At 70.4% G+C, this 18,915-nt stretch carries 12 protein-coding genes; 4 read left to right on the top strand and 8 right to left on the bottom strand.

Features of this window, described 5'->3' with window-relative positions; translation table 11 throughout:
• Positions 1-105 precede the first annotated feature (105 nt).
• The 3 genes from G6O69_RS03670 to G6O69_RS41875 form a co-directional block, all read right to left on the bottom strand.
• Entirely contained in the window at positions 106-2,346 is a 2,241-nt protein-coding gene (locus G6O69_RS03670; protein WP_172302141.1) for a CapA family protein, read from the bottom strand.
• A 227-nt stretch (positions 2,347-2,573) separates the two neighbouring features.
• Complete coding sequence (priA, locus tag G6O69_RS03665) at positions 2,574-5,234, bottom strand: primosomal protein N' (protein WP_172302140.1); 2,661 nt, start codon at positions 5,232-5,234, stop codon at positions 2,574-2,576.
• Positions 5,231-5,863 (bottom strand): hypothetical protein, encoded by a 633-nt coding sequence (locus G6O69_RS41875; protein ID WP_172302139.1) that lies wholly within the window; start codon positions 5,861-5,863, stop codon positions 5,231-5,233. Before G6O69_RS41875 ends, priA begins: the two co-directional genes overlap by 4 nt.
• A gap of 386 nt (positions 5,864-6,249) precedes the next feature.
• Here G6O69_RS41875 and G6O69_RS41455 point away from each other — a divergent pair, with 386 nt between their 5' ends.
• On the top strand, positions 6,250-10,641 hold the full coding sequence (locus G6O69_RS41455; protein ID WP_172302138.1) for an FHA domain-containing protein: 4,392 nt from the start codon (positions 6,250-6,252) through the stop codon (positions 10,639-10,641).
• A gap of 149 nt (positions 10,642-10,790) precedes the next feature.
• Here the strand turns inward: G6O69_RS41455 and G6O69_RS03650 are convergent, their stop codons facing one another.
• The 5 genes from G6O69_RS03650 to G6O69_RS03630 all read right to left on the bottom strand — a co-directional run bounded on the left by G6O69_RS03650 (position 10,791) and on the right by G6O69_RS03630 (position 15,917).
• Positions 10,791-11,942, bottom strand: coding sequence for a hypothetical protein (locus tag G6O69_RS03650; protein WP_172302137.1), 1,152 nt, complete (start codon positions 11,940-11,942; stop codon positions 10,791-10,793).
• Positions 11,943-12,199: 257 nt separating this feature from the next.
• Positions 12,200-12,457, bottom strand: a complete 258-nt coding sequence (locus G6O69_RS03645; protein ID WP_172302136.1) for a dodecin domain-containing protein — start codon at positions 12,455-12,457, stop codon at positions 12,200-12,202.
• Positions 12,458-12,678: 221 nt separating this feature from the next.
• Positions 12,679-13,734 (bottom strand): ATP-binding protein, encoded by a 1,056-nt coding sequence (locus G6O69_RS03640; protein WP_172302135.1) that lies wholly within the window; start codon positions 13,732-13,734, stop codon positions 12,679-12,681.
• Between the two features lie 90 nt (positions 13,735-13,824).
• Complete coding sequence (locus G6O69_RS03635; protein ID WP_172302134.1) at positions 13,825-14,628, bottom strand: hypothetical protein; 804 nt, start codon at positions 14,626-14,628, stop codon at positions 13,825-13,827.
• A gap of 2 nt (positions 14,629-14,630) precedes the next feature.
• Positions 14,631-15,917: a DUF5777 family beta-barrel protein gene (locus tag G6O69_RS03630; protein WP_172302133.1), complete on the bottom strand. Its 1,287-nt coding sequence runs from the start codon at positions 15,915-15,917 to the stop codon at positions 14,631-14,633.
• A gap of 86 nt (positions 15,918-16,003) precedes the next feature.
• Between G6O69_RS03630 and G6O69_RS03625 the strand changes: the two genes are divergently transcribed.
• The 3 genes from G6O69_RS03625 (at position 16,004) to G6O69_RS03615 (ending at position 18,736) form a co-directional block, all read left to right on the top strand.
• Positions 16,004-16,741 carry a hypothetical protein gene (locus G6O69_RS03625; RefSeq protein ID WP_172301222.1) on the top strand — a complete coding sequence of 246 codons (738 nt, stop codon included), beginning with the start codon at positions 16,004-16,006 and terminating at the stop codon, positions 16,739-16,741.
• Positions 16,738-17,259 (top strand): low molecular weight protein-tyrosine-phosphatase, encoded by a 522-nt coding sequence (locus G6O69_RS03620; protein WP_217909760.1) that lies wholly within the window; start codon positions 16,738-16,740, stop codon positions 17,257-17,259. Before G6O69_RS03625 ends, G6O69_RS03620 begins: the two co-directional genes overlap by 4 nt.
• 181 nt (positions 17,260-17,440) lie before the next feature.
• Positions 17,441-18,736 carry a hypothetical protein gene (locus tag G6O69_RS03615; protein ID WP_172302132.1) on the top strand — a complete coding sequence of 432 codons (1,296 nt, stop codon included), beginning with the start codon at positions 17,441-17,443 and terminating at the stop codon, positions 18,734-18,736.
• Positions 18,737-18,915: the final 179 nt, after the last annotated feature.

Raw genomic sequence — 18,915 nt, 5'->3', positions numbered from 1 at the left:
GGCCACGCATGATAGCGCATTGGCGCAGCGAGCGGCCAAACGCGTCGCGCCCCGACCGGGTGATCCGGCCGAGGCGCGAGGGGGGGATGGGGAGCAGGCGAGGGCCTACTCGTAGACGCGGTGGAGCAGGTTCATGGCGAGCTCGTCGGTGTTCGACTCGCAGCGAACGGCGTCCCAGCCGTTGGGCGTGGGCAGGTAGACCCCGCTGGGGTCGACGTCGAGCTCGCTCGGATCCCACTCGATGATCGAGATGTCGTCGAGGAAGACCTCGCCGTCGCCCCCCTCCGCCGGGGGGTAGTGGCGGAAGTAGACCTTGAGCTTGTCGGAGCCGCTGGGCGCGGTGACGTCGATCTCGAAGGGCGACCACTCGTAGTCGCTGGCGAACTGCTGATACTGGGTGGTGTGGCTGACCGTCGAGCCCGAGCTGTTCATCCAGCGCACGGTCACGCGGAACTCTCCGGCGTTGTCGCCCTTGTGCCAGCCCTTGATCGTGTACTTGCGGCCGGCGGTGATCTCCATCATGTTGCCCATCCACAGGCTGGTCCGGCTGCTGTAGGTGGACTTGCGCAGGAGCACGACGGCGCCGGTGCCCGAGTGGACCTCGCTGTTTTGGACGTAGCGGCTGCTCGACTGGACCCACAGCGGGTTCTCGTTCGACTCGTCGTCGACGTCCTGGTCCTCGAAGTCACCGATGAAGAGCAGGTCGCGGCCGAGCTCGCAGCTCGAGTTGCTGCCGGTGGCGAGGCCCGCGAGGGCGTCGTTGTGCGCGAAGGGCTCGATGTCGATGGCGCCGGTGCTGTTGTCGGACAGGGTCAGGCTGCGCGAGTCGAGCAGGTCGGTGGTGGTGACCTCGGACTCGTCCATGGCGACGCGCAGGCGCCCGCCCTGGGCGTAGACCACGGCCCCCTCCCAGCCCGCGTCGGCGCCCTGGGCCTCGGCGGTGGACATGTGCGCGACGTGGCGGCCCATCTTGGCCAGGGCGTCGCCGGCCAGGAAGCGCGGCGCGTAGTCGTCGAGGCGGAAGGGCACCAGGCTCATGCGCTCGACCTCGGGGCCCTTGGACCCGTCGATCACGTCGACCACGGCGAGGTAGGAGCGGAAGGTCTCGTAGACCTCCTGGTCGAACACGAAGTTGCCCAGGGAGCCGATCACGTACTTGGGCCCGTCGCCGCCGTCGTAGGTCGCGATGCCGTGGACCACGTGGGGGTGGTGGGCGACGACGATGTCGGCGCCGTGCTCGATGGTCCGCGCGAAGTCGGTGCGCATGCCCGAGGTCTGGGCGTAGGCGTACTCGGTGCCGCCGTGGATGATCGGCACGACGAAGCGGCCGGCGTCGGACTCGTCGTCGACGAAGGCGTCGAGCTGCGAGCTGTAGGAGGGCAGCGCGCCGGCCTTGTCGGGGTCGTAGGCGATGACGTGGAGCTCGTCGTCGCCGTAGGAGCTGCCGATGAAGTTGGAGAAGCCCTGCAGCGACATGTCGACGCCGTTGATCGTCGAGCGGAACGCCGTGTCGCTGGCGCCGCTGCGGCTCATGCCGGCGCCGTAGTGGGTCAGGCCGATGTTGTCGAGGTGGATCAGCGAGTCCGAGAGGCCGTCGGTGAGGAAGTCGAAGATGTGGTTGTTGCCCAGGCTGACCGAGTCCACGCCGACCTCGGGGAGGACCGCCGCGCTGTCCGAGTAGGCGTGGAAGACGTAGGACTTGGTCGGGTGCGGGGTCAGGGGGCTGTCGGTGACCGGGGTCTCGAGGTTGATCGCCGTGTGATCGTCGGCGTGGAGCAGCGGCTCGACGAACTCGAACAGCGCCTCCGTGTCCTTGCCGAGGCTGTCGAGGTGGAGGAGGTCGCTGGACTCGCCGAGCAGGCCGTCGGCGTCGGCGTCGAGCATGCGCCGGCCGAACATCGCGTCGCCGCCGAAGGTCATGCGGACGCGGCCGAACTGCTTGGCGATCAGCTGAATGTCACCGAGCTCGACCTCGGTCTGGTCGAATTCGACCTGGAGGTCGACCGGGATGATCTCGCTATAGTAGCCGTCGAGGCTGACCTCGAGCAGCACCGAGCGCCGCGCCAGACCGCTGAGGCTGAAGCTGCCGGCGGACCAGCTCGAGGTCGCCTCGCCGTCGTTGGCCAGGCTGTCGCCGAAGCCGATCAAGCGCAGCTGTGCGTCCTCGAGGGGGAGGCCTTGCTCATCGATGATGCGTCCCGTGAGCTCGACGGGCTCGGCGAGGTAGGCGCTTTGAAAGTCGGCCTCGACGGTGTCGAACTGGTAGGCATGGCTGGTGAGGGGGGCCAGACCGAGGGCGGCGAGCCCGGCCAGGCTGATGAGGGGTACACGCTTGATCATCGACATGGTGAGTGGGGAGTGCGCAATTGACGGGCTTTCAATCGCTTGATCACTCGTATTCGAGATTGCTCTTTTGGACAGGAATTAGCAAGAGGTGTCAGAGCGCCAAATTGCTGTATTTTTGTGAAGAATAGGCGTTGTAGCCGCAAAAGCCGACCTGTGGGGGAGTGTCCCAAGTTTCCACAGCGTCCCTCCAAAGTACCAAAGCCAGAGCTGACATGTAATTCACACCCCTATAGCAATCCGTAGGGGTCCACGTCTGCACGCGCGATTGTGCTCTTTGCACCGTGACCTTCGCTTCCCAGCCGATGGCGCAGGTGTTTGAGCACCCAGCGAAGGGGGGCACGCGAGGAAGAACGCAACAAGATCTGAACACGGTGGCGACGATTGATGCGTTCGATTGGGGAGTCCACGGGTCCGAGGACCACAATGGGGGGTTCTACCCCCATTTGATCTCCAGCCACCCTCGCCGCGAGGTCGCGAGCAAAGTGACCCAGCTCGCCGGCGCGGGCGTCGACCCGTCCGCGGACCTCTCCGCTGATCCGCAGCAGCGCGAGGTGGCCGATCGGGGGGTTGCCGGCCCTGGCTCGGGCGGCGAGCTCGTAGGCGGCGAATCCCTCGTAGTCGTGCTCGCGGGCGTAGCGGATCGCCGGGTGGTCGGGCGCCCAGGTCTGGATCACCACGCGGCCGGGGCGGTCACCTCGGCCGGCTCGCCCGGCGACCTGGGTGAGCAGCTGAAACACGCGTTCGGTCGAGCGGAAGTCGGGCAGGGCGAGGCCGTGGTCGGCCCGCAGCACGCCGACGAGGGTGACTCCCGGGAAGTCGTGGCCCTTGGACAGCATCTGCGTGCCGACGATGACGTCGGCCTCGCGGCGGCGGAAGCGGCCGAGGAGATCGAGCAGCGCCTTGCCGCGGGAGGTGTCGCGGTCGAGGCGGAGCACCCGGGCGCCGGGGAGGTCGGCGGCGATGGCCGTCTCGACCCGCTCCGTGCCGGCGGCGCCGTGCTCGAGCTCGGCGCTGCCGCAGGCCAGGCAGCGCTTGGGCGCGGCCTCGATGTGCCCGCAGAGGTGGCAGACCAGGCGGTTGCGGCTGAGGTGGTAGGTCATCGAGGGCGCCGAGCAGTCAGGGCACTGCTGCAGCGAGCCGCAGGTCTTGCAGCTCAAGGCGGTGGTGTAGCCGCGGCGGTTGAGGAAGAGGATCGCCTGCTCGCCGGCGTTGACGACCTCGATGAGGCGCTGGCGCAGGCGGGCGCTGAGCAGCGTGTCGGGGTCGGGCATGTGCTCGCGCAAGCTGACGACCTCGACCTCGGGCAGCGCCCGCTCGCCGCCTTCGAGATCCGGGCGGCGGGTCAGCGTGCTCAGGCCCAGGCGGCCCTCGTGGACGTTGTGCCAGCTCTCGAGCGAGGGCGTGGCCGAGCCGAGCACGACGACTGCGTCGAGGCTGCGGGCGCGGACCATGGCGACGTCGCGGGCGTTGTAGCGCACGCCCTCCTCTTGCTTGAACGAGCCGTCGTGCTCCTCGTCGACGACGATCACCCGCAGCGCGGGGACCGGGGCGAAGATGGCCGAGCGCGCGCCGATGACGATCGGTCGCCGGCCGGCCCGGATATGCCCCCAGCTGTCGAGGCGCTGGCGGTCCGTGAGCCCGCTGTGGAGCACCGCGACCTCGTCGCCAAAGCGCTGGCGAAAGCGGCGGGCGAGCTGCGGGGTCAAGGCGATCTCCGGGACCAAGATGATCGCGCCGCCGCCCTCGGCTCGGGCCGCGGCGATCAGCCGCATGTAGACCTCGGTCTTGCCGCTGCCGGTCACGCCGTGGAGCAGGGTCGAGCGGTAGCGCCGGGCGGCGAGGGCCTCGAGCAAGCTGGCGAGGGCGCGGTCTTGTTCGTCGGTGAGATCGAACTCCGGGTCGGCCTCGCGGGCGTCGGCGGGCTCGTCGGCGAAGGGATCGAGCTCGCGCAGGCGCTGCTCCTCGATGACGAGGCCGGCCTCGAGCAGCGGGGGCAGCAGCTGGCGCGCGCGCGGGAAGGGCCCGCGCAGCTGGGACAGGGGCGTCCACACCCCGGGCGGGTGGAGCTCGAGGGCGTCGAGCAGGGCGCGGCGCTGCTTGCTGCGGCCGACGGCCTGGCGCAGCGCGGGCTCGTCGGTGCTCGCCCCGCGCAGGCGATCGGTGCGGCGGTAGTGCGGCTCGGTGCGCGCGGCGTGGGCATCGGCCTCGCCAGTGTCGAGGGTGACCAGGCCGGCCTCGGCGAGCTCCTCGAGGCGGCGCAGGAGCGCGGGGATCGGCGGGGAGAGCTTGCGCAAGCTGGCCACGGCGATCGCCTCGCGGCGCTTGCTGGTCGCCTCGGCGAGGCGCTCGAGCACGCGCAGGTCCGCGTCTTCGAGGGGCCGCGAGAGCGGCTGGGCGTCGGCTGAAGAGGGGGGGGGAGAGGGGGAGGGAGAGGAGGGAGAGGAGGCAGCGGCGAGCAGCTCCCCGGACGTCGCCTGCAGGGCCGCGCGCCCGGCCTCGCTGAGCGCCGCTCGCCTGGCGTCGACGCCCATGGACGCGCCGGGCAGGGCCAGGCGGCAGACCTCGCCGATCGGCGAGACGTAGTAGTCGGCGATCCACTCGCATAGATCGAGGAGGTCGTCGCCGAGGGCCGGGCGCTGCGGGGGATCGAGGACGTCGATGATCTCGCGCAGCCGCGGGCCGCCCTCGGAGAAGGCGTCGGCCGGCTGACGACGAACCACGCCCACGAGCACCCGGCGGCCAAAGGGCACGACCACCCGCGAGCCGGGCGTGGGCGGGGCGAGGTCCGCGGGGAGGCGGTAGCTGAACCCGCGATCGAGGGCGACGGGCACGGCGACGGAGATCGTCGTCGCGCGCTCGTCGTCGTCGTTGTCGTCGGCTTCGCTCACCGCTTGCGGCCCCGGGCCTGCGCTCGGGCGCGGGCTTGGGCCCGCGTCAGGTGCAACCCCTGCCACAGTCGGCGCGCGCTGGCCAGCCGCTCGAGGGCGCCGAGGCCCGCGGAGACCCCGAGCAACAGCCACAGGCCGCGCCAGGTCCACTCGGTCCACAGCGAGATCAGCCCGCCCGCGCCCGCGTCGACGCTGCGGGCGGCTCCGGCCAAGGCGGGGCGCAGGGCCGCGAGGACGATCGTCAGCGCGAGGGCGCAGCTCGCAGCGGCGGGCAGCCAGGGCAGGCGCGGGTCGAGGCGAGCGTGGGCGCCGAGGCCCGCGGTCGCGCGGCGTTTTTTCCTGGTCGCCCAGACCGCGGCGAGGACCAGCCCCGCAGCGAGCGCCGCGAGCAGGGCGAGGGCGAGGGCGGGGAGCTCGGGTCGCCACAGCCCGCCGCTCGTCTCGTCGGTGGCGAAGAAGACGGCGTCGAGCCAGCGCGCGAGCTCTTCGGGCCCCCGCGCGGCGGCGCCTCCAAGCAGCGAGAGCCCTGCCGCGACGCCGGCGAGCCCCCACCAGCGCGAGCGCGGCCGAAACCCTGCCGCGCGGGCCTGGTCCCGGCGGCGGCGATCTGGAGGCGAGCGCTCTGGCACGCCCCGGTGGTCGCAGCTGAGCGCAGGGTGGGCAAGAAAGTCACGAGCAGATGCGGGCGGGCGAGGGCGTGGGCGTGGAGCACGCTCACTCCCTCCCTCTGGCTCCTGCGGCACCCAGTCACGAGGGCAGGCGAGGGGAGGGCACGAAGGAGCGCCCCGGCGTGGTCTTTGCCGACTTTGATCACCGCTCGCGCATGAACCATGGTCTCATCGACCGGTCGAGTACCACCGCGGGCTCCCGGCACCATTTTTGGGCGCGCAGCGGCGACTACATTCGAAACACGCCGTCTCAGGCAGCGCGAGGTGGCCTCGAAGCGGCCGCGCGTGGCCTTGTTCGAGCATGTACCGCGGGGGGCATAGTTGCTAACCTCGTCACCGACCAAGCCATGATTCGCATCTCGCTCAGCGAAGAGGGCAAGCCGCCGCGGCTGATGACCTTCGAGACCCCGGCGGTGACCATTGGGCGCCGTGAGGGCAACGACCTTCGCCTGCAGACGGCAGGCATCTCCGGCAAGCACTGTCGGATCAGTCGGGTCCAAGGGGGCTTTCAGATCGAGGACCTCGGCTCGACCAACGGGACCTACCTCAACCGGCGCAAGGTCGTACAGGCGACGCTCTTGCAGCCCGGCGACGAGATCGTCGTGGCGCGGTGGACCATGCGCGTGCTCCCTGACGAGGGCGCAGAGCAGCGTCCCGAGGGCGGCCCGCCGGGAGGTCGTCCGTTGGCGCAGCCGATCATCAACCGTGGGGGGCCTGGAGGTCCGCCGCCAGGGAACATGCGCGGCCCCGGAGGTCCGCCGCCGGGGAACATGCGTGGCCCCGGCGGTCCGCCGCAGGGGAACATGCGCGGCCCCGGCGGTCCGCCGCCGGGGAACATGCGCGGCCCCGGAGGTCCGCCGCAGGGGAACATGCGTGGTCCCGGCGGTCCGCCGGGGAACATGCGTGGCCCCGGCGGTCCGCCGCCGGGGAACATGCGTGGCCCCGGCGGTCCGCCGCAGGGGAACATGCGCGGCCCCGGAGGCCCGCCCGGGAGCCCGCCGGGTTTTGGGGGACCACCTGGAGGTCCGCCCGGGAGCCCGCCTGGCTTTGGTAGCCCGCCCAGCAGCTCGTCCGGCTTTGGTGGCCCACCTGGAAATCCGCCCGGGAGCCCGCCTGGCTTTGGAGGGCCGCCGGCGTCGGCTGTCCGTGGACCCAGCGGCCCGCCGCCTGCACGCGGGACGAGCGGCCCGCCCTCGCTGGGCGGTCCGCCGCCGTCGATGGGCGGTCCGCCGCCGTCAATGGGCGGTCCGCCGGCGATGGGTGGCTTCGGCGAGCCGCCTCCCTTTGGTGGTGGAGGGCCTCCCTCGCTGAGCGGCCCGCCCTCTTTCGCAGAGGGGCCCGCGCCCTCCGATCGCATGGGCGGCAAGACCTTGCCGCCCATGATGGGTGGTGGCGGTGGCGGTGGTGGTGGTGGACTGGGCGGCGGCGCGACCTCGCCTCCGCCTTCGCTGGACGGGCCGCCCTATGGCGACGGCCCCCAGCCAACCTTGCCGCCGCCCCTGGCGAGCGGCGCGTCGCCTTCCTTCGGGCCGGCCTCCTACGGCAACACCCCCTCGCTGTCGGCCGGGCCGATGACCGAGGAGCAGCGCGAGGAGGCGACGATGCCCCCCGAGATGGCGCTGCCTTCGATGCGCGATCCAGGCATGGCGCCCTCGCTGGCGGGTGGTCCGAGCTCCATGGCTGGCGGCGCCGCGCCCTCGTTGGCCGGCGGCGCGGCGGGTGGCGGGGTGCCCTCGTTGGCGGGCGGCATGGGAGGCGGCGCGTCGATGGGAGGCATGCCTTCCCTGGCTGGCGGCGCGGCGCCCTCGCTGGGCGGCGCAGCGGCGGGCGGGGTGCCCTCGTTGGCCGGCGGCATGGGTGGCGGCGCGGCGGCGGGCGGGATGCCCTCGCTGGCCGGCGGCATGGGAGGCGGCGCAGCGGCGGAGGGCGCCAAGCAAAAGATCCCCACGCGGACGGATCGACGCCGACCCGGCGAGCCCGACGACGACTACCAGCGCTGGGACGAGCTCGCCAACGCCTGGGACGACTCCGGGCGCCTCGACACCCTGCTGGTCTCGGGCAAGAGCATCAAGGAGGCCGAGGTCTGGTACGCCCGGGCGCGCAACCGCGACCCCAAGCCCACGGCGCTGCACCGCGAGTTCATCGAGGCCAGCAAGGGTCTCAAGCGCAAGCGGCTGATTCGCATCGGCGCCTGGGTGGGCGCTGGTCTGGGGACGATCCTCGCGGGCGTGCTCCTGGCCAAGCTGCTCCTGGGCAGCAGCGGTGGGCCGGGTGAGGACAAGGAGGAAGACGGCGAGAAGAGCTCCGAGCTCGTCGAGCCCGACATCTACGTCCCCGCCAACAAGGCGGCCGCGGACGCCCAGGCCATGGTCCCCACGGATCCGCGCCTGGCCGTGCTGATGGCGGCCTCCGCCGTGGAGCTGATCTCCGGCACCGAGCCCTACGCGGGCTCCGACCCGGACAACGCCCTGCGCACCTCCTTGGGCAAGGTCCGCGGCCGGGCCCTGGTCACCGAGAGCGGCACCGCGGGCGGCGGCGAGCCGGTGCTCGCCGTGGCCCTTTCCAAGGCCGGCGAGAAGGCGATCGCGGCCGTGGGCAGCGACGTGCTGGTCTGGGACCTGGCCACGGGCACGCCGATGCCGATCTACCTGCGCGGGCACCTCAGCGCGGTCAAGCTCGCCACGGTCAGCCCCGACGGGCACTGGCTGGCGACGGCCGCCGAGGATCGCTCGGTCCGCCTGTGGAACCTGCGCCTCGACGATCCGAGCACCGACTCCAAGACCCTGCGCGAGCACACCGGCGAGGTCGACAGCATCGTGTTCTCGGCCGACGGGCGCTGGATGGTCAGCTCGGGCGAGGACGCGCAGCCGCGGATCTGGGATCTGGAGAGCGACGACGTGACCTCCTCGGTAGGCGTGCTCGCGGGTCACGAGGGGCTGGTCTCCGACGTGGCCATCGCCGCCGACGGCTCGGCCGTGTACACGGCGAGCGACGACATGACGGCGAAGATCTGGCCGCTCAAGGACGGCAAGCCCGGCCGCGGAAAGACCCTCTCGGGTCACGAGGGGCCGGTGCTCTCGGTCGCCGCCAGCGCGGACGGGCACTGGCTGGTCACGGCCAGCCAGGACGGCACGGCGCGGCTTTGGGACCTGAGCTCGGCGGCGCCGTGGCGCAAGCCGATCGTCCTCCCTGGCCACCGCGGGCCCGTGACCCTCGTCGAGATCAGCCCCGACTCCAAGCTCGCCGTGACCGCCGGCAGCGACAAGAGCCTGAAGATCTGGGAGCTCGGGGCCAAGGACCCCGCGGCCACCGGCGTGACCTTCACCGGCCACGAGGACAAGATCGTCGACATCGAGATCGACGCCTCGAGCAGCTGGGTGGTCAGCGCGAGCAAGGACAAGCAGACCATCGCCTGGAACCTGGCCAAGCGGGCGATGATCGTCGAGAAGTTCGAGTTCACCGAGCACACCCGCGCCGTCGCCGACATCGGCCTGTCGGCCGACGGGCGCTGGGTGATCTCGGGCGCCGCCGACGGCACGGCCTTCGTGTGGGACTTCAAGGGGAGGGCGACCTCGAACTCCTTCGTCGCCCGCGACCACGTCAGCCAGATCAACGACATCGACACGGTCCGCGACGGCAAGCGCTTCATCACCGCCGGCGGAGACGGCCGCGCGGTGCTGTGGCGCTTCGAGCAGAGCGGGCGCCCCGAGCCCGACCTGACCATGACCGGGCACGAGGGCCAGATCAACGCCGTCGCGCTCAGCCCGGACGGGCGCTGGGCCGCGACCGCGGGCCAGGACCAGATCATCCGCCTGTGGGACATCAACAAGCCCGAGCCCGAAAAGCACGTCAAGGTGCTCGAGGGGCACACCGGCGAGATCACCGAGCTGCTGTTCAGCAGCGACGGCGGCAAGCTGCTCTCGGCCGGGACCGACCGCTCGGTGCGGGTCTGGGAGGGCGAGGCGGGCTGGAAGGCCAAGGTGCTCGACAAGCACCACGACGAGGTCGTGGCCCTCGCGCGGACCCCCGACGATCGCTTCGTGTTCTCGGCCGACCTCAGCGGCAAGCTGCTGACCTGGGACATCGAGTCGCCGCTCTCGGAGACCAACCCCAAGGCGCTCGTCGCCCACGAGCGGGGGATCTGGGTGCTGGCCGTCAGCGCCGACGGCCGGCGGATGGTCTCGGGCAGCGACGACCGCAACGCCAAGGTCTGGGCGATCTCCCGCGAGGGCATCAGCAACGCCCACATCACCTTGCGCGGGCACAGCGACACGGTCAAAGCCGCGGACCTCTCACCCAACGGCAGGTGGGTGGCGACGGGCAGCCGCGACGGCTCGATCCGCCTGTGGGATCTCGAGTCGGAGCACCCCGAAGAGGACGCGCGCCAGTTCGACATGCCCGAGAGCGCGGGCGTCGAGTGGCTGAAATTTTCCCCCGACAGCGACCGCCTCTACGCCGGCAACGGCGACGGCAGCCTGCACGTATGGTTCCCGAGCCCGCTGACGGGGCGCGGGGATCACCAGGTGCTGTCCGGCCACAACAAGAAGATCTCCGCCATGGTGATGCCCGTGGACGGGCGCTTCTTGCTGACCGGGAGCTACGACGGGACCGCGCGGGTGTGGCCGATGAACCCGCCGCAGATGGTCAAGCTCGCCTGCGCGACGGCGGGGCGGAGCCCGCGTGAGGAGGAGTGGAAGGACTGGATCGGCGGGCAGCCCTACAAGGCTTTTTGCGGGTGAGGTGTCGACGGTGCCCCGCTTGGGGCATGTTTGACTGACGACATGAGATCATCATAGTCAATCGCGCGCCGGCACCACGCGCCCTTTGATGTCGCTGTCGGATGAGTGACATCGCTACATTTGCGCGGAGCCGTGCTCGCCCGCTGCGGCTACTGGCAAGCCGCGATCTCCGGCCCCGGCTCGGCGTCGACGCTCGGGTCGTCGCAGCTGCCGTCGGGCGAGGTCTCGTGGGTGAAGCACTCGCCCGGGTGCTCGTCGCAGTAGCCCTGGCAGGTGTCGACGTTGCACGAGCGCCAGTTGAGGGTGTGGAAGTTCGAGTCCATGGCCTTGCCCCAAAAGAAGGTCTGGCAGCCCTCGGCAACGATCGGGCCGCAGTGTCCCTGGCAGCGCATGACGCCGTCTTCGTCGGGGGCACGCTCGGAGACGAAGGCGTCGATGACGTCGGCACAGGTCGCGCCCCCGCCCTCGCCCTGGACGTTCTCGCCGCAGCGCCCAAATGAAGCGTGGGCGCCGTTCTCCGCGTCGTACTGGGCCTCCGAGTTGGCGCACTCGTGGCAAGCGGTGCACTCGACCATGGGCGGGAGGCCGGCGGGCGGGCACTCGACCCAGCCCTCCTCGCAGGCCCGCTTTCGCCAGTAGTTGATGCGCTCGACGCAGCTCGTTCCCGAGGTCTTCCAGGTCGCCTGGGTGGTGTGCTGGGGCGGACACTCCCACTCGCAGGCCTGATCGAGCTCCTTGGGCACGCACGGGCAGATCGCGGCGTAGCGCTCACCGAAGCAGTTGGCGTTGCCGGGGTGGACGTCGCAGGCGAGGGTCGACTCGGTCGGGAAGAAGCAGGTCTTCGAGCCGTCCTCGTCGGTGTCGATCGAGACCAGGTGGAGGTTCGAGATCGGGGAGTCCGGCCACTTGCACGCGCCCTCGCGGCAGCTGAAGCCCAGGCCCTCGGCGACGGGCGCGAAGCTGTCCATGTCCGGGTAGCTGAGCGGACGGCCGTGATCGCAGGCGATGTACTCGCAATTCTCGGACAGCGCGTTCTCGCAGACGGACTTGCAGGTCGGCCCGTTGGTGTTGCCGTCGTCCTTCATGACCCAGACCACGTCGCTCTCGGGGTCGGGCCAGCAGGTGTAGCCGGCGGCGCACTTGGTCCCGTCGGGGGCGACGGTCCCGGTGTCCTCAGCGTCGTCGTCGCCGTCGTCGCCGCCCTCGTCGGCCTCGTCGGCGAGCTCGTCCGTGGAAGATTGATCGTCGCCAGGGCAGCCCGTGAGCAGGGCCAGCGAGAGCGCGAAGACACCCGTTCGCATCGCAGCGTAATCCATCAGTCCGACGAGCATGCACGAGGCCGCTTTGGGTGTCCGTCAGCTGCCCTACAGGCCCGACCGCACGCGGCCGAGTGACGGGGCTTGGCGCCCGCCGAGGCGCAGTCCTCGGGCTCGTCGGGGGGGGGAGTCAGCCAGGCCGAGGGCGCGGTGTCACCGGGTGAGCCAGGCCAGAGGCGTCGACTCGCGCGGGTTGGGGGCGCTCACAGCCTGCCCTGCCCTGGCCTGGACGGCTGTCGGCGCTAGTGGTCGTGGTCGTGTTTGTGCTTGCCGGCGACGTCCATCACGACCTGGAAGATGGTGACCTCACAGCGGTTGTCGTCGTGCTGGATGATGCCTTGCATCTGAACCACCTCGAAATTGGTGAATCGCAGGCTCTGGTGGTGGTGGCCAGAGACGAGCTGTCGAACCCCGTTTTGTACGGCCTCATCAAAGCTCTTATCCGAGCTGGCGAGGATGCGAATGATGTCTTGGTGCTCGTTGCTGTTTGTAGTGTGCATTGTTCTGAACGCTGATTCGTTGCTGGATTCAATTCAATGATCGATATCTACATTTAACGAGCGGCGGGGGCAATGTAATTATTATGTGACGGACCGTTCGTTCGTCATCATATGTTTCATGTCCGCCCGCGTAGGTCATCCATTGGGGCTAGAGCGGCGATCAGACGCACCTGAGGGCGCACCTTCAAACCGATCGCCGCTCTAGTGGGAGATCGCCAGCTCTAGTGGGTGATCGCCAGCTCGCCCTGATAGAGCTCGATCCGCGCCGAGTCGGGATCCCGACGCAGCGTGACCACGCTGCCGAGCTCCGCGGCGTGGGCGAGCATCGGGCTCGAGGTCGCGAGGATCCACTGCGCCTTGGGCAAGATCCGCCGCAGGCTGGAGGGCAGCTCGTGCTGCACGGGGATCGACTGGTGGAGGTCGAGGTCGTCGATCGCAATTACGCCCTCGCACGCGCGCGGGTCGGCCCCGCGGTTGGCGATCCACAGCTGGTGGACGCTGATGGCCGCGAGCGCGACGAGCTCGCGGGCCTGGGAGGAGAGCGCGTCGAAGGGGACGACCTCCGCGCTCGGGAGCTCGAAGCGCGGCTCGAAGTTGCGCGGGCTGAGCCCGCGGTAGCTGTGGCCGATCAGCCCGAGGAGCTCGCCGAGGGCCTCGTCGAGGGCGACGCCGAGGCTGCGCGGGTCGACGCTGCTCTGCCCGCGGGCGTGGCCGGTGAGCGCGGCGGACAGGCCGGCGTAGGCCAAGATCAGCTTGATCGCGCGGGTCAGGTCGACGCCCGAGGCGTCTTGAAAGCCGGGCGCGCCGCGGACGTCGGGGCGGAGCACGGTGCGGCTCGGGTCGCCGATCACCAGGCTCGCGCGAGGGTAGCGGCGCGTGCCGGGCATGCCGACGAAGGCGAAGCCGCCGTGCTCGTTGTGGCGGCGGTCGAAGTGGGCGAGCTCGCGGCGGCGCAGCTGCTCCTCCTTGTCGTCGGACATGGCGCTGAAGCCCGGGGTCGCGACCTCGAGGGGGTGGGGGCGCTCGGGGTCCTCGCTGCCCAGGCGCCAGGCGCAGACGGTGTGTGGCGAGGCGCCCGGTCGGCGCCAGACCGAGGTCTGGACGATGTGGTGGGCCGGCCGGGTCGCGGCGATCGCCGCGAGCAAGGTGGTCTTGCCCGTGCCGCCCTCACCGTGGATGACCGTCAGCGGCCGCGGCTCGCCGGGGCGATCACAAAAATCGACCTCGATCTGATCGAAGGGCCCGAGACCAACGATGCGCACGCGTTCGAGGAGCATCGGCCGTGACAGGCTAGCAGGCTAAGAGGGCGTGGTGAAACCCAGCGAGGTCGCGGCCCCGCGCGGCGCCGCGACCTCGCCCTGGGCGGGCTACTCGAGGGCGCCGCCGAGGATCCAGTTGTAGATCGTCTGGAGCTCGGACACGCACAGCGAGCCACCCAGGGGCATGGGCGAGCCGCTGCCGCCCACGAGGGCGTGGGTGCCGGCGAGCTTGTGCCACAGGTAGCTGTTGTCGGGGGTGTCGGGGTCGACGAGGGGCATGGCCACGACCAGGCTGTCGATCCCGACGATGTTGGCGTAGGCGCTGGCCTCGTCCGCCATGGTCGGGAAGGTGCTCGCGTGACAGCCCGCGGTGGCGCAGCGGGCCTCGAGCACCGGCCAGACATCGGAGAAGGCCGCCATCTCGGGGGCGGACTCGATGTAGCAGTCGCTGGCGCCGGTGTCGGAGCTGTCCTCGCCCTCGGTGCCGGTGTCGCCGCTGCTCTCGCTGTCGAATTCGACGCCGGCGATCCAGCCGACGATCACGGCCTTGTTGACCTCGTCGTTGTCGCTTTGCGGGCTCAGGGGCATGGGCTGCCCGGTGATCTCGGGGCTGGCGAGGATCTTCTGGGCCAGGTAGGAGCCCTCGACGTCGCCGAATACGACCAGGGGCGTGCCGGTGGCGCCGCTGAGATCGAGGATCGCCGCGCTGTCGCCAGACAGCAGCGAGATCGAGCCGGGGGCCTCGCCGTGGCAGCCCGAGGCGCCCGCGCAGGACTCGTCGAAGGCGAGCTGGACGGCCGCGGGGATCGGGTCTTCGTCACCGCCGTCGCCGATCGGCTCGAGGCCGCAGGCGACCGTGGCCATGGCGAGCGAGGCGGGGAGGAGCAGGTGAGTGGTCAAAGACGCGCGCATGATCAGAGCTTCCACTTGCGGGTGATGTTGAAGCCGAAGAAGAACTCGCCGAAGGGCGAGAAGGGGTTCTTCGTGTCGCCGCCGGGGGCGACGAGGTTGGTGTGGATGTTGCGCGTGTTGGTCACGAACACCTGGAAGACGTGGAGGCCCGTGCGGGCGGACCAGCCGAGGGCCCACGAGCCGACCTTGGAGCCGTTGGGGTTGGCGTTGCCGCCGTTGTAATAAAAGACGTCCGAGGGGATCGGCAGCTGATACTCGAGGTCGATGCCGTGCTTGCGCTTCTTGCCCAGCCACAGGGTGCTCGCGAGCCCGAGGTTGAGGGTGCCGCGGTCGTCGGTGACCGCGTCGGCGACACCGTCGTCGTCGATGTCGACGCTGACCGAGGGCGCGTGGTTGGTCAGCGCCGAGTAGTTGACGGTCAGCTGCGTGCTCCAGCGCTCGAACCACAGCCGGCTGAGCATGACCTGGAAGTTGCCGGTGAAGCGGTTGGCCGAGGACGAGGTGGTGGTCGTCAGGGCCTCGCCGCTGGCGTAGACGCCAAAGGACAGCGGCATGCCCTCTTCCTGGCGGATCGGCACGTACTTGAGGCCCAGCTCCCAGCCGAGGCGCGCGGTGGTCCAGCGCGCGAGCACGTCGAGGCCGTCGATGATGCCGTACTCGGCGCCCATGCTCATGACGGCGCCGTTGGCCATGCCCAGGTAGTTGCGGTCTCCGGGCGTGCCGACCAGGCCGAAGCGGTGGTGGATGCGAAAGGAGATCGTCTTCTTGCCCAGGGTGGTGGTGGTCTGAAGGTTGATCTGGTGCGAGCCAAAGAAGGGCTGCTTGGGCTTGCGCTTGGGCGGGACGATGGGCGTGTCCGCGGGCGGCACGGGCATGCCCTCGCCAGCTTCGCCCGCGGGCGCGGGCGCAGCTTCGCCAGCTTCGTCCGTGCCCTCGCCAGCGGGGGGCGCGTCCTCGGCCGGGGGCAGCGAGGCGATCCAGCTCTGGACCACGCTCAGCTGTTCGACGGGCAGGGGGTCGTCGCCCATGGGCATGGACTCGCCCTCGATGCCCTCGGCGGCGACCATCTTGAGGTAGAGGTAGCTCTCGTTGGGCTTGCCGGGTTCGATCAGCGCCATGCCGGTGGTGCTCGGGCGACCGACGAGGGCGCTTGGGTCCTCGAGGTTGAGCATGTCGTCGCTGGCGTCGTGGCAAAGGGTGCAGGACTCGTCGAAGATCTCCTGCACGGCGGCCAGATCGCCCTCTGGCGGCGCAAAGGCGAGGGGGAGCAGCAGTGAAGCTAAAAGCATGAGCGCGGCAAGCTTACGTCAGCTTCGCCACGATCGCAGCGTTTTCGACCCTTCACCGCGCCTGTCATCGTGGGTAGCATGGCGGCATGCAGCGTCTTCCCGCCGCTTCCCTCGTCGTGCTCCTGACCTCGCTCTTGGCTGCCGCGCCAGCTTGTAAGGGCGATCGCGCCAATGACAATGCGACCGGGGACAAGCCCGATAGCCCCGCCGCCGAGGCAGGTGAAGGGGCTCCCACCGCAGAGGCCGGTGCAGCGGAAGCAGGCGCAGCGGAGGCCGGCGCAGCCGAGGCAGGCGAGGCTGAAGCAGGCGCGGCCGAAGCAGGGGCAGAGGCCGGCGAAGCCGCTGCAGAGACGAGTACCGGCGGCACAGGTGCCGAGGACACGACTGGCGCGGCGGAGGCCGGCGCGACGGAGACCGGCGAAGCGGACCCGGCCCAGGCGCTGCTCGAGTCGGTCAAGACCCTCGACACCGAGGACGACGCCGCCAAGAAGGCGCTCGGCGACGCGGTCGCGGCCGGTGCGTCCAAGCTCGACGCGGCCAAGATCGCCAACGAGCGCGGCGAGGCCCTGCTGACCAAGGGAGAGAGCGAGCGCGCCGAGGTCTTCTTCGTGTGGGCGAGCGAGGCCCACAAGCTCTACGCCGAGCCGGTCTTCAACCTGGCCAAGCTCGACGCCTACGCCGGGGACCTCGAGGCCGCCAAGGAGCACCTCGTCGAGCTCGAGAAGCGCGGCAACAAGAAGCTGATGAAGAAGGTGGGGGTCGATCCCGCGTTCACGCCGCTGCTCGACGACGCCGACGTGCGCAAGATCTACGAGGTCCAGTGAGCAGCGCGGGCGAGGGCGGCGACGCGCGGGTGGGCGTGCTCTTCGTCTGCTACGCGAACGTCTGCCGCTCGCCCCTGGCCGAGGGCCTGTTTCGCCACCTCGCCGAGCAGCGCGGCGTCCTCGAGGCGCTGCGCATCGACAGCGCCGGGACCGCCGCGATGGAGGGCTCGCCGCCGCATCGACTGTCGCGGGAGATCGCCGACGCCCATGGTTTCGCGCTGACTGGTCACGCGCGACAGCTGGTCCGCGACGACCTCAGCCGCTTCGATCACGTGGTGGTCATGGACCGGCAAAATTATGCGACCTTGGAGCGCCTCGCCGCGCCCTCGGCCTTTGGCTCATTGGCTAATTATCGGGCCAATATTCGCCTGCTGCGGGCGATCGCCGAGCCCCGGGCGAAGGGTCGAGAGCTCGACGTGCCCGACCCCATCGGCGGGGGCGCCGAGCGCTACGCCAGGGTCTACGAGCTGCTCGAGCGTGGCTGCGCGGCGCTCCTCGACGAGCTGAAATTGGCTTAGCTCGTTCGCGCGCATCGAGACAATCGCTGGGTGATCTGCTGGACGCGCTCGGCGAGAGCGGGCGCGTGTGCTTGGCTCTGGGAGGGCGCCTTTTCCCATGCTAGCTTGGCGCAGCTGTCAAGCGATGGAGATCACGATGCACGCCAAATACCCGCTCATTTCCTTGATCACCTCATTTGCCGTGATCACCTCGTCCCTCGCATGTAGCGACGACCAAGGCGGGGGAGACGACGAAGTCGGCGAGGGCTCCGAGACCGAGGCTGGCGCGGCGGAGGCCGAGGACAGCAGCGAGGGCGAGAGCCTGTGCGAGCCCGGGGCCGAGCAGGCCTGCAGCTGCGACGCGGGCACGGGCGGGACGCAGGTGTGCGCCGAGGACGGTGAGAGCTGGGGCGAGTGCGTGTGCGAGGCGAGCTGCGGCGACATGATCTGCGACGAGGCCCTTGGCGAGAGCTGCGAGAGCTGCGAGGCCGACTGCGGGCTGTGCCTGGACTGCGAGGAGGCGCCGAGCTGCGAGGGCGCGGCGATCCCCGGGGCGATCGAGACCCACCTCGAGGTCCTCGACGTGCTGCCCGAGGGCGAAGACGAGGAGATGGGCTTCGCGCCGGCGAGCCTCGAGGACCTCGGCGCGCGCGTGGCTCGGGGCGATCTCGGCGTGCGCACGGTCGCGGCGGCCCTCTCCCCGCAGGTGGAGATCGGTGAGCATCCCTTCGTCACGGCCTTGCGCGGGGTCTTTGCCGAGTACCCCGAGCAGGCGCAGATCGTCGCTCGCCAGCTCGCGCGCGCCGGCCTCGAGGACGCGAGCGACTACCGGCGGCGCTTCCCGGATCCCAAGGCGCCCGTGCCCTTCGCCGCGGGTCAGGACTTCGGCCCGCGACCGGCGGCCGGACCCGAGAGCTGCGAGGACCCCAAGCTGCGCGTTCGCCTGGCCAAGATCATCGTCCACAACGAGGCCGACCTGATCAACAAGGACGAGATCTACTGCGCGGTGATCAGCGAGGCGGCCTCGGGCTCGGAGATCCGCGTGACCCCGCGGACCTTCGCCCTCGATAACGACGAGGAGTACACCTACGCCCTGGCCGAGGGCGTGGTCTGGGGTCAGGCGGGCGAGCCCGTCGCGCCCAAGGGCAACCTCTCGCTGACCTACAACTGCCTCGAGTCCGACGGGGTCACCGCCTTCGAGGAGTTCCTGGGGGCGATCGCCGACGCGGCGGAGGAGGCCGGGGGGACGGCGTGGACCTACGGCTGGGTGTTTGGCGTGGTCGGCCTGGCCGCGGACATCATCGGGGCGGCGCTATCGCTGGAGAAGGACGACCACCTGTTCAACGCGTCGCAGATCGTCCCGGCGGCGCTTCAGCTCGAGATGACGCAGGGCGTGTGGTGGTCGGTGCAGCGCTCGGGGACCTTCAATCTGAAGAACTGGCATTGGGAGCTGCGCATGGAGGCCTGGGGCTGCACCGACGACGGAGGGCTGCGATAACCCCCGCGGGGGTGGTGCTTCTAGCCGCAGCGGACCGCTAGCGCGGTCCTCGAGACGGCTGCTTTGGCCCCCGCGGGGGGTGGTGCTTCTAGCCGCAGCGGACCGCTAGCGCGGTCCTCGAGACGGCTGCTTTGGCCCCCGCGGGGGTTGGTGCTTCTAGCCGCAGCGGACCGCTAGCG

This window comes from Pseudenhygromyxa sp. WMMC2535, from assembly GCF_011083025.2.
This window is presented reverse-complemented; position numbering and strand designations above follow the sequence as displayed.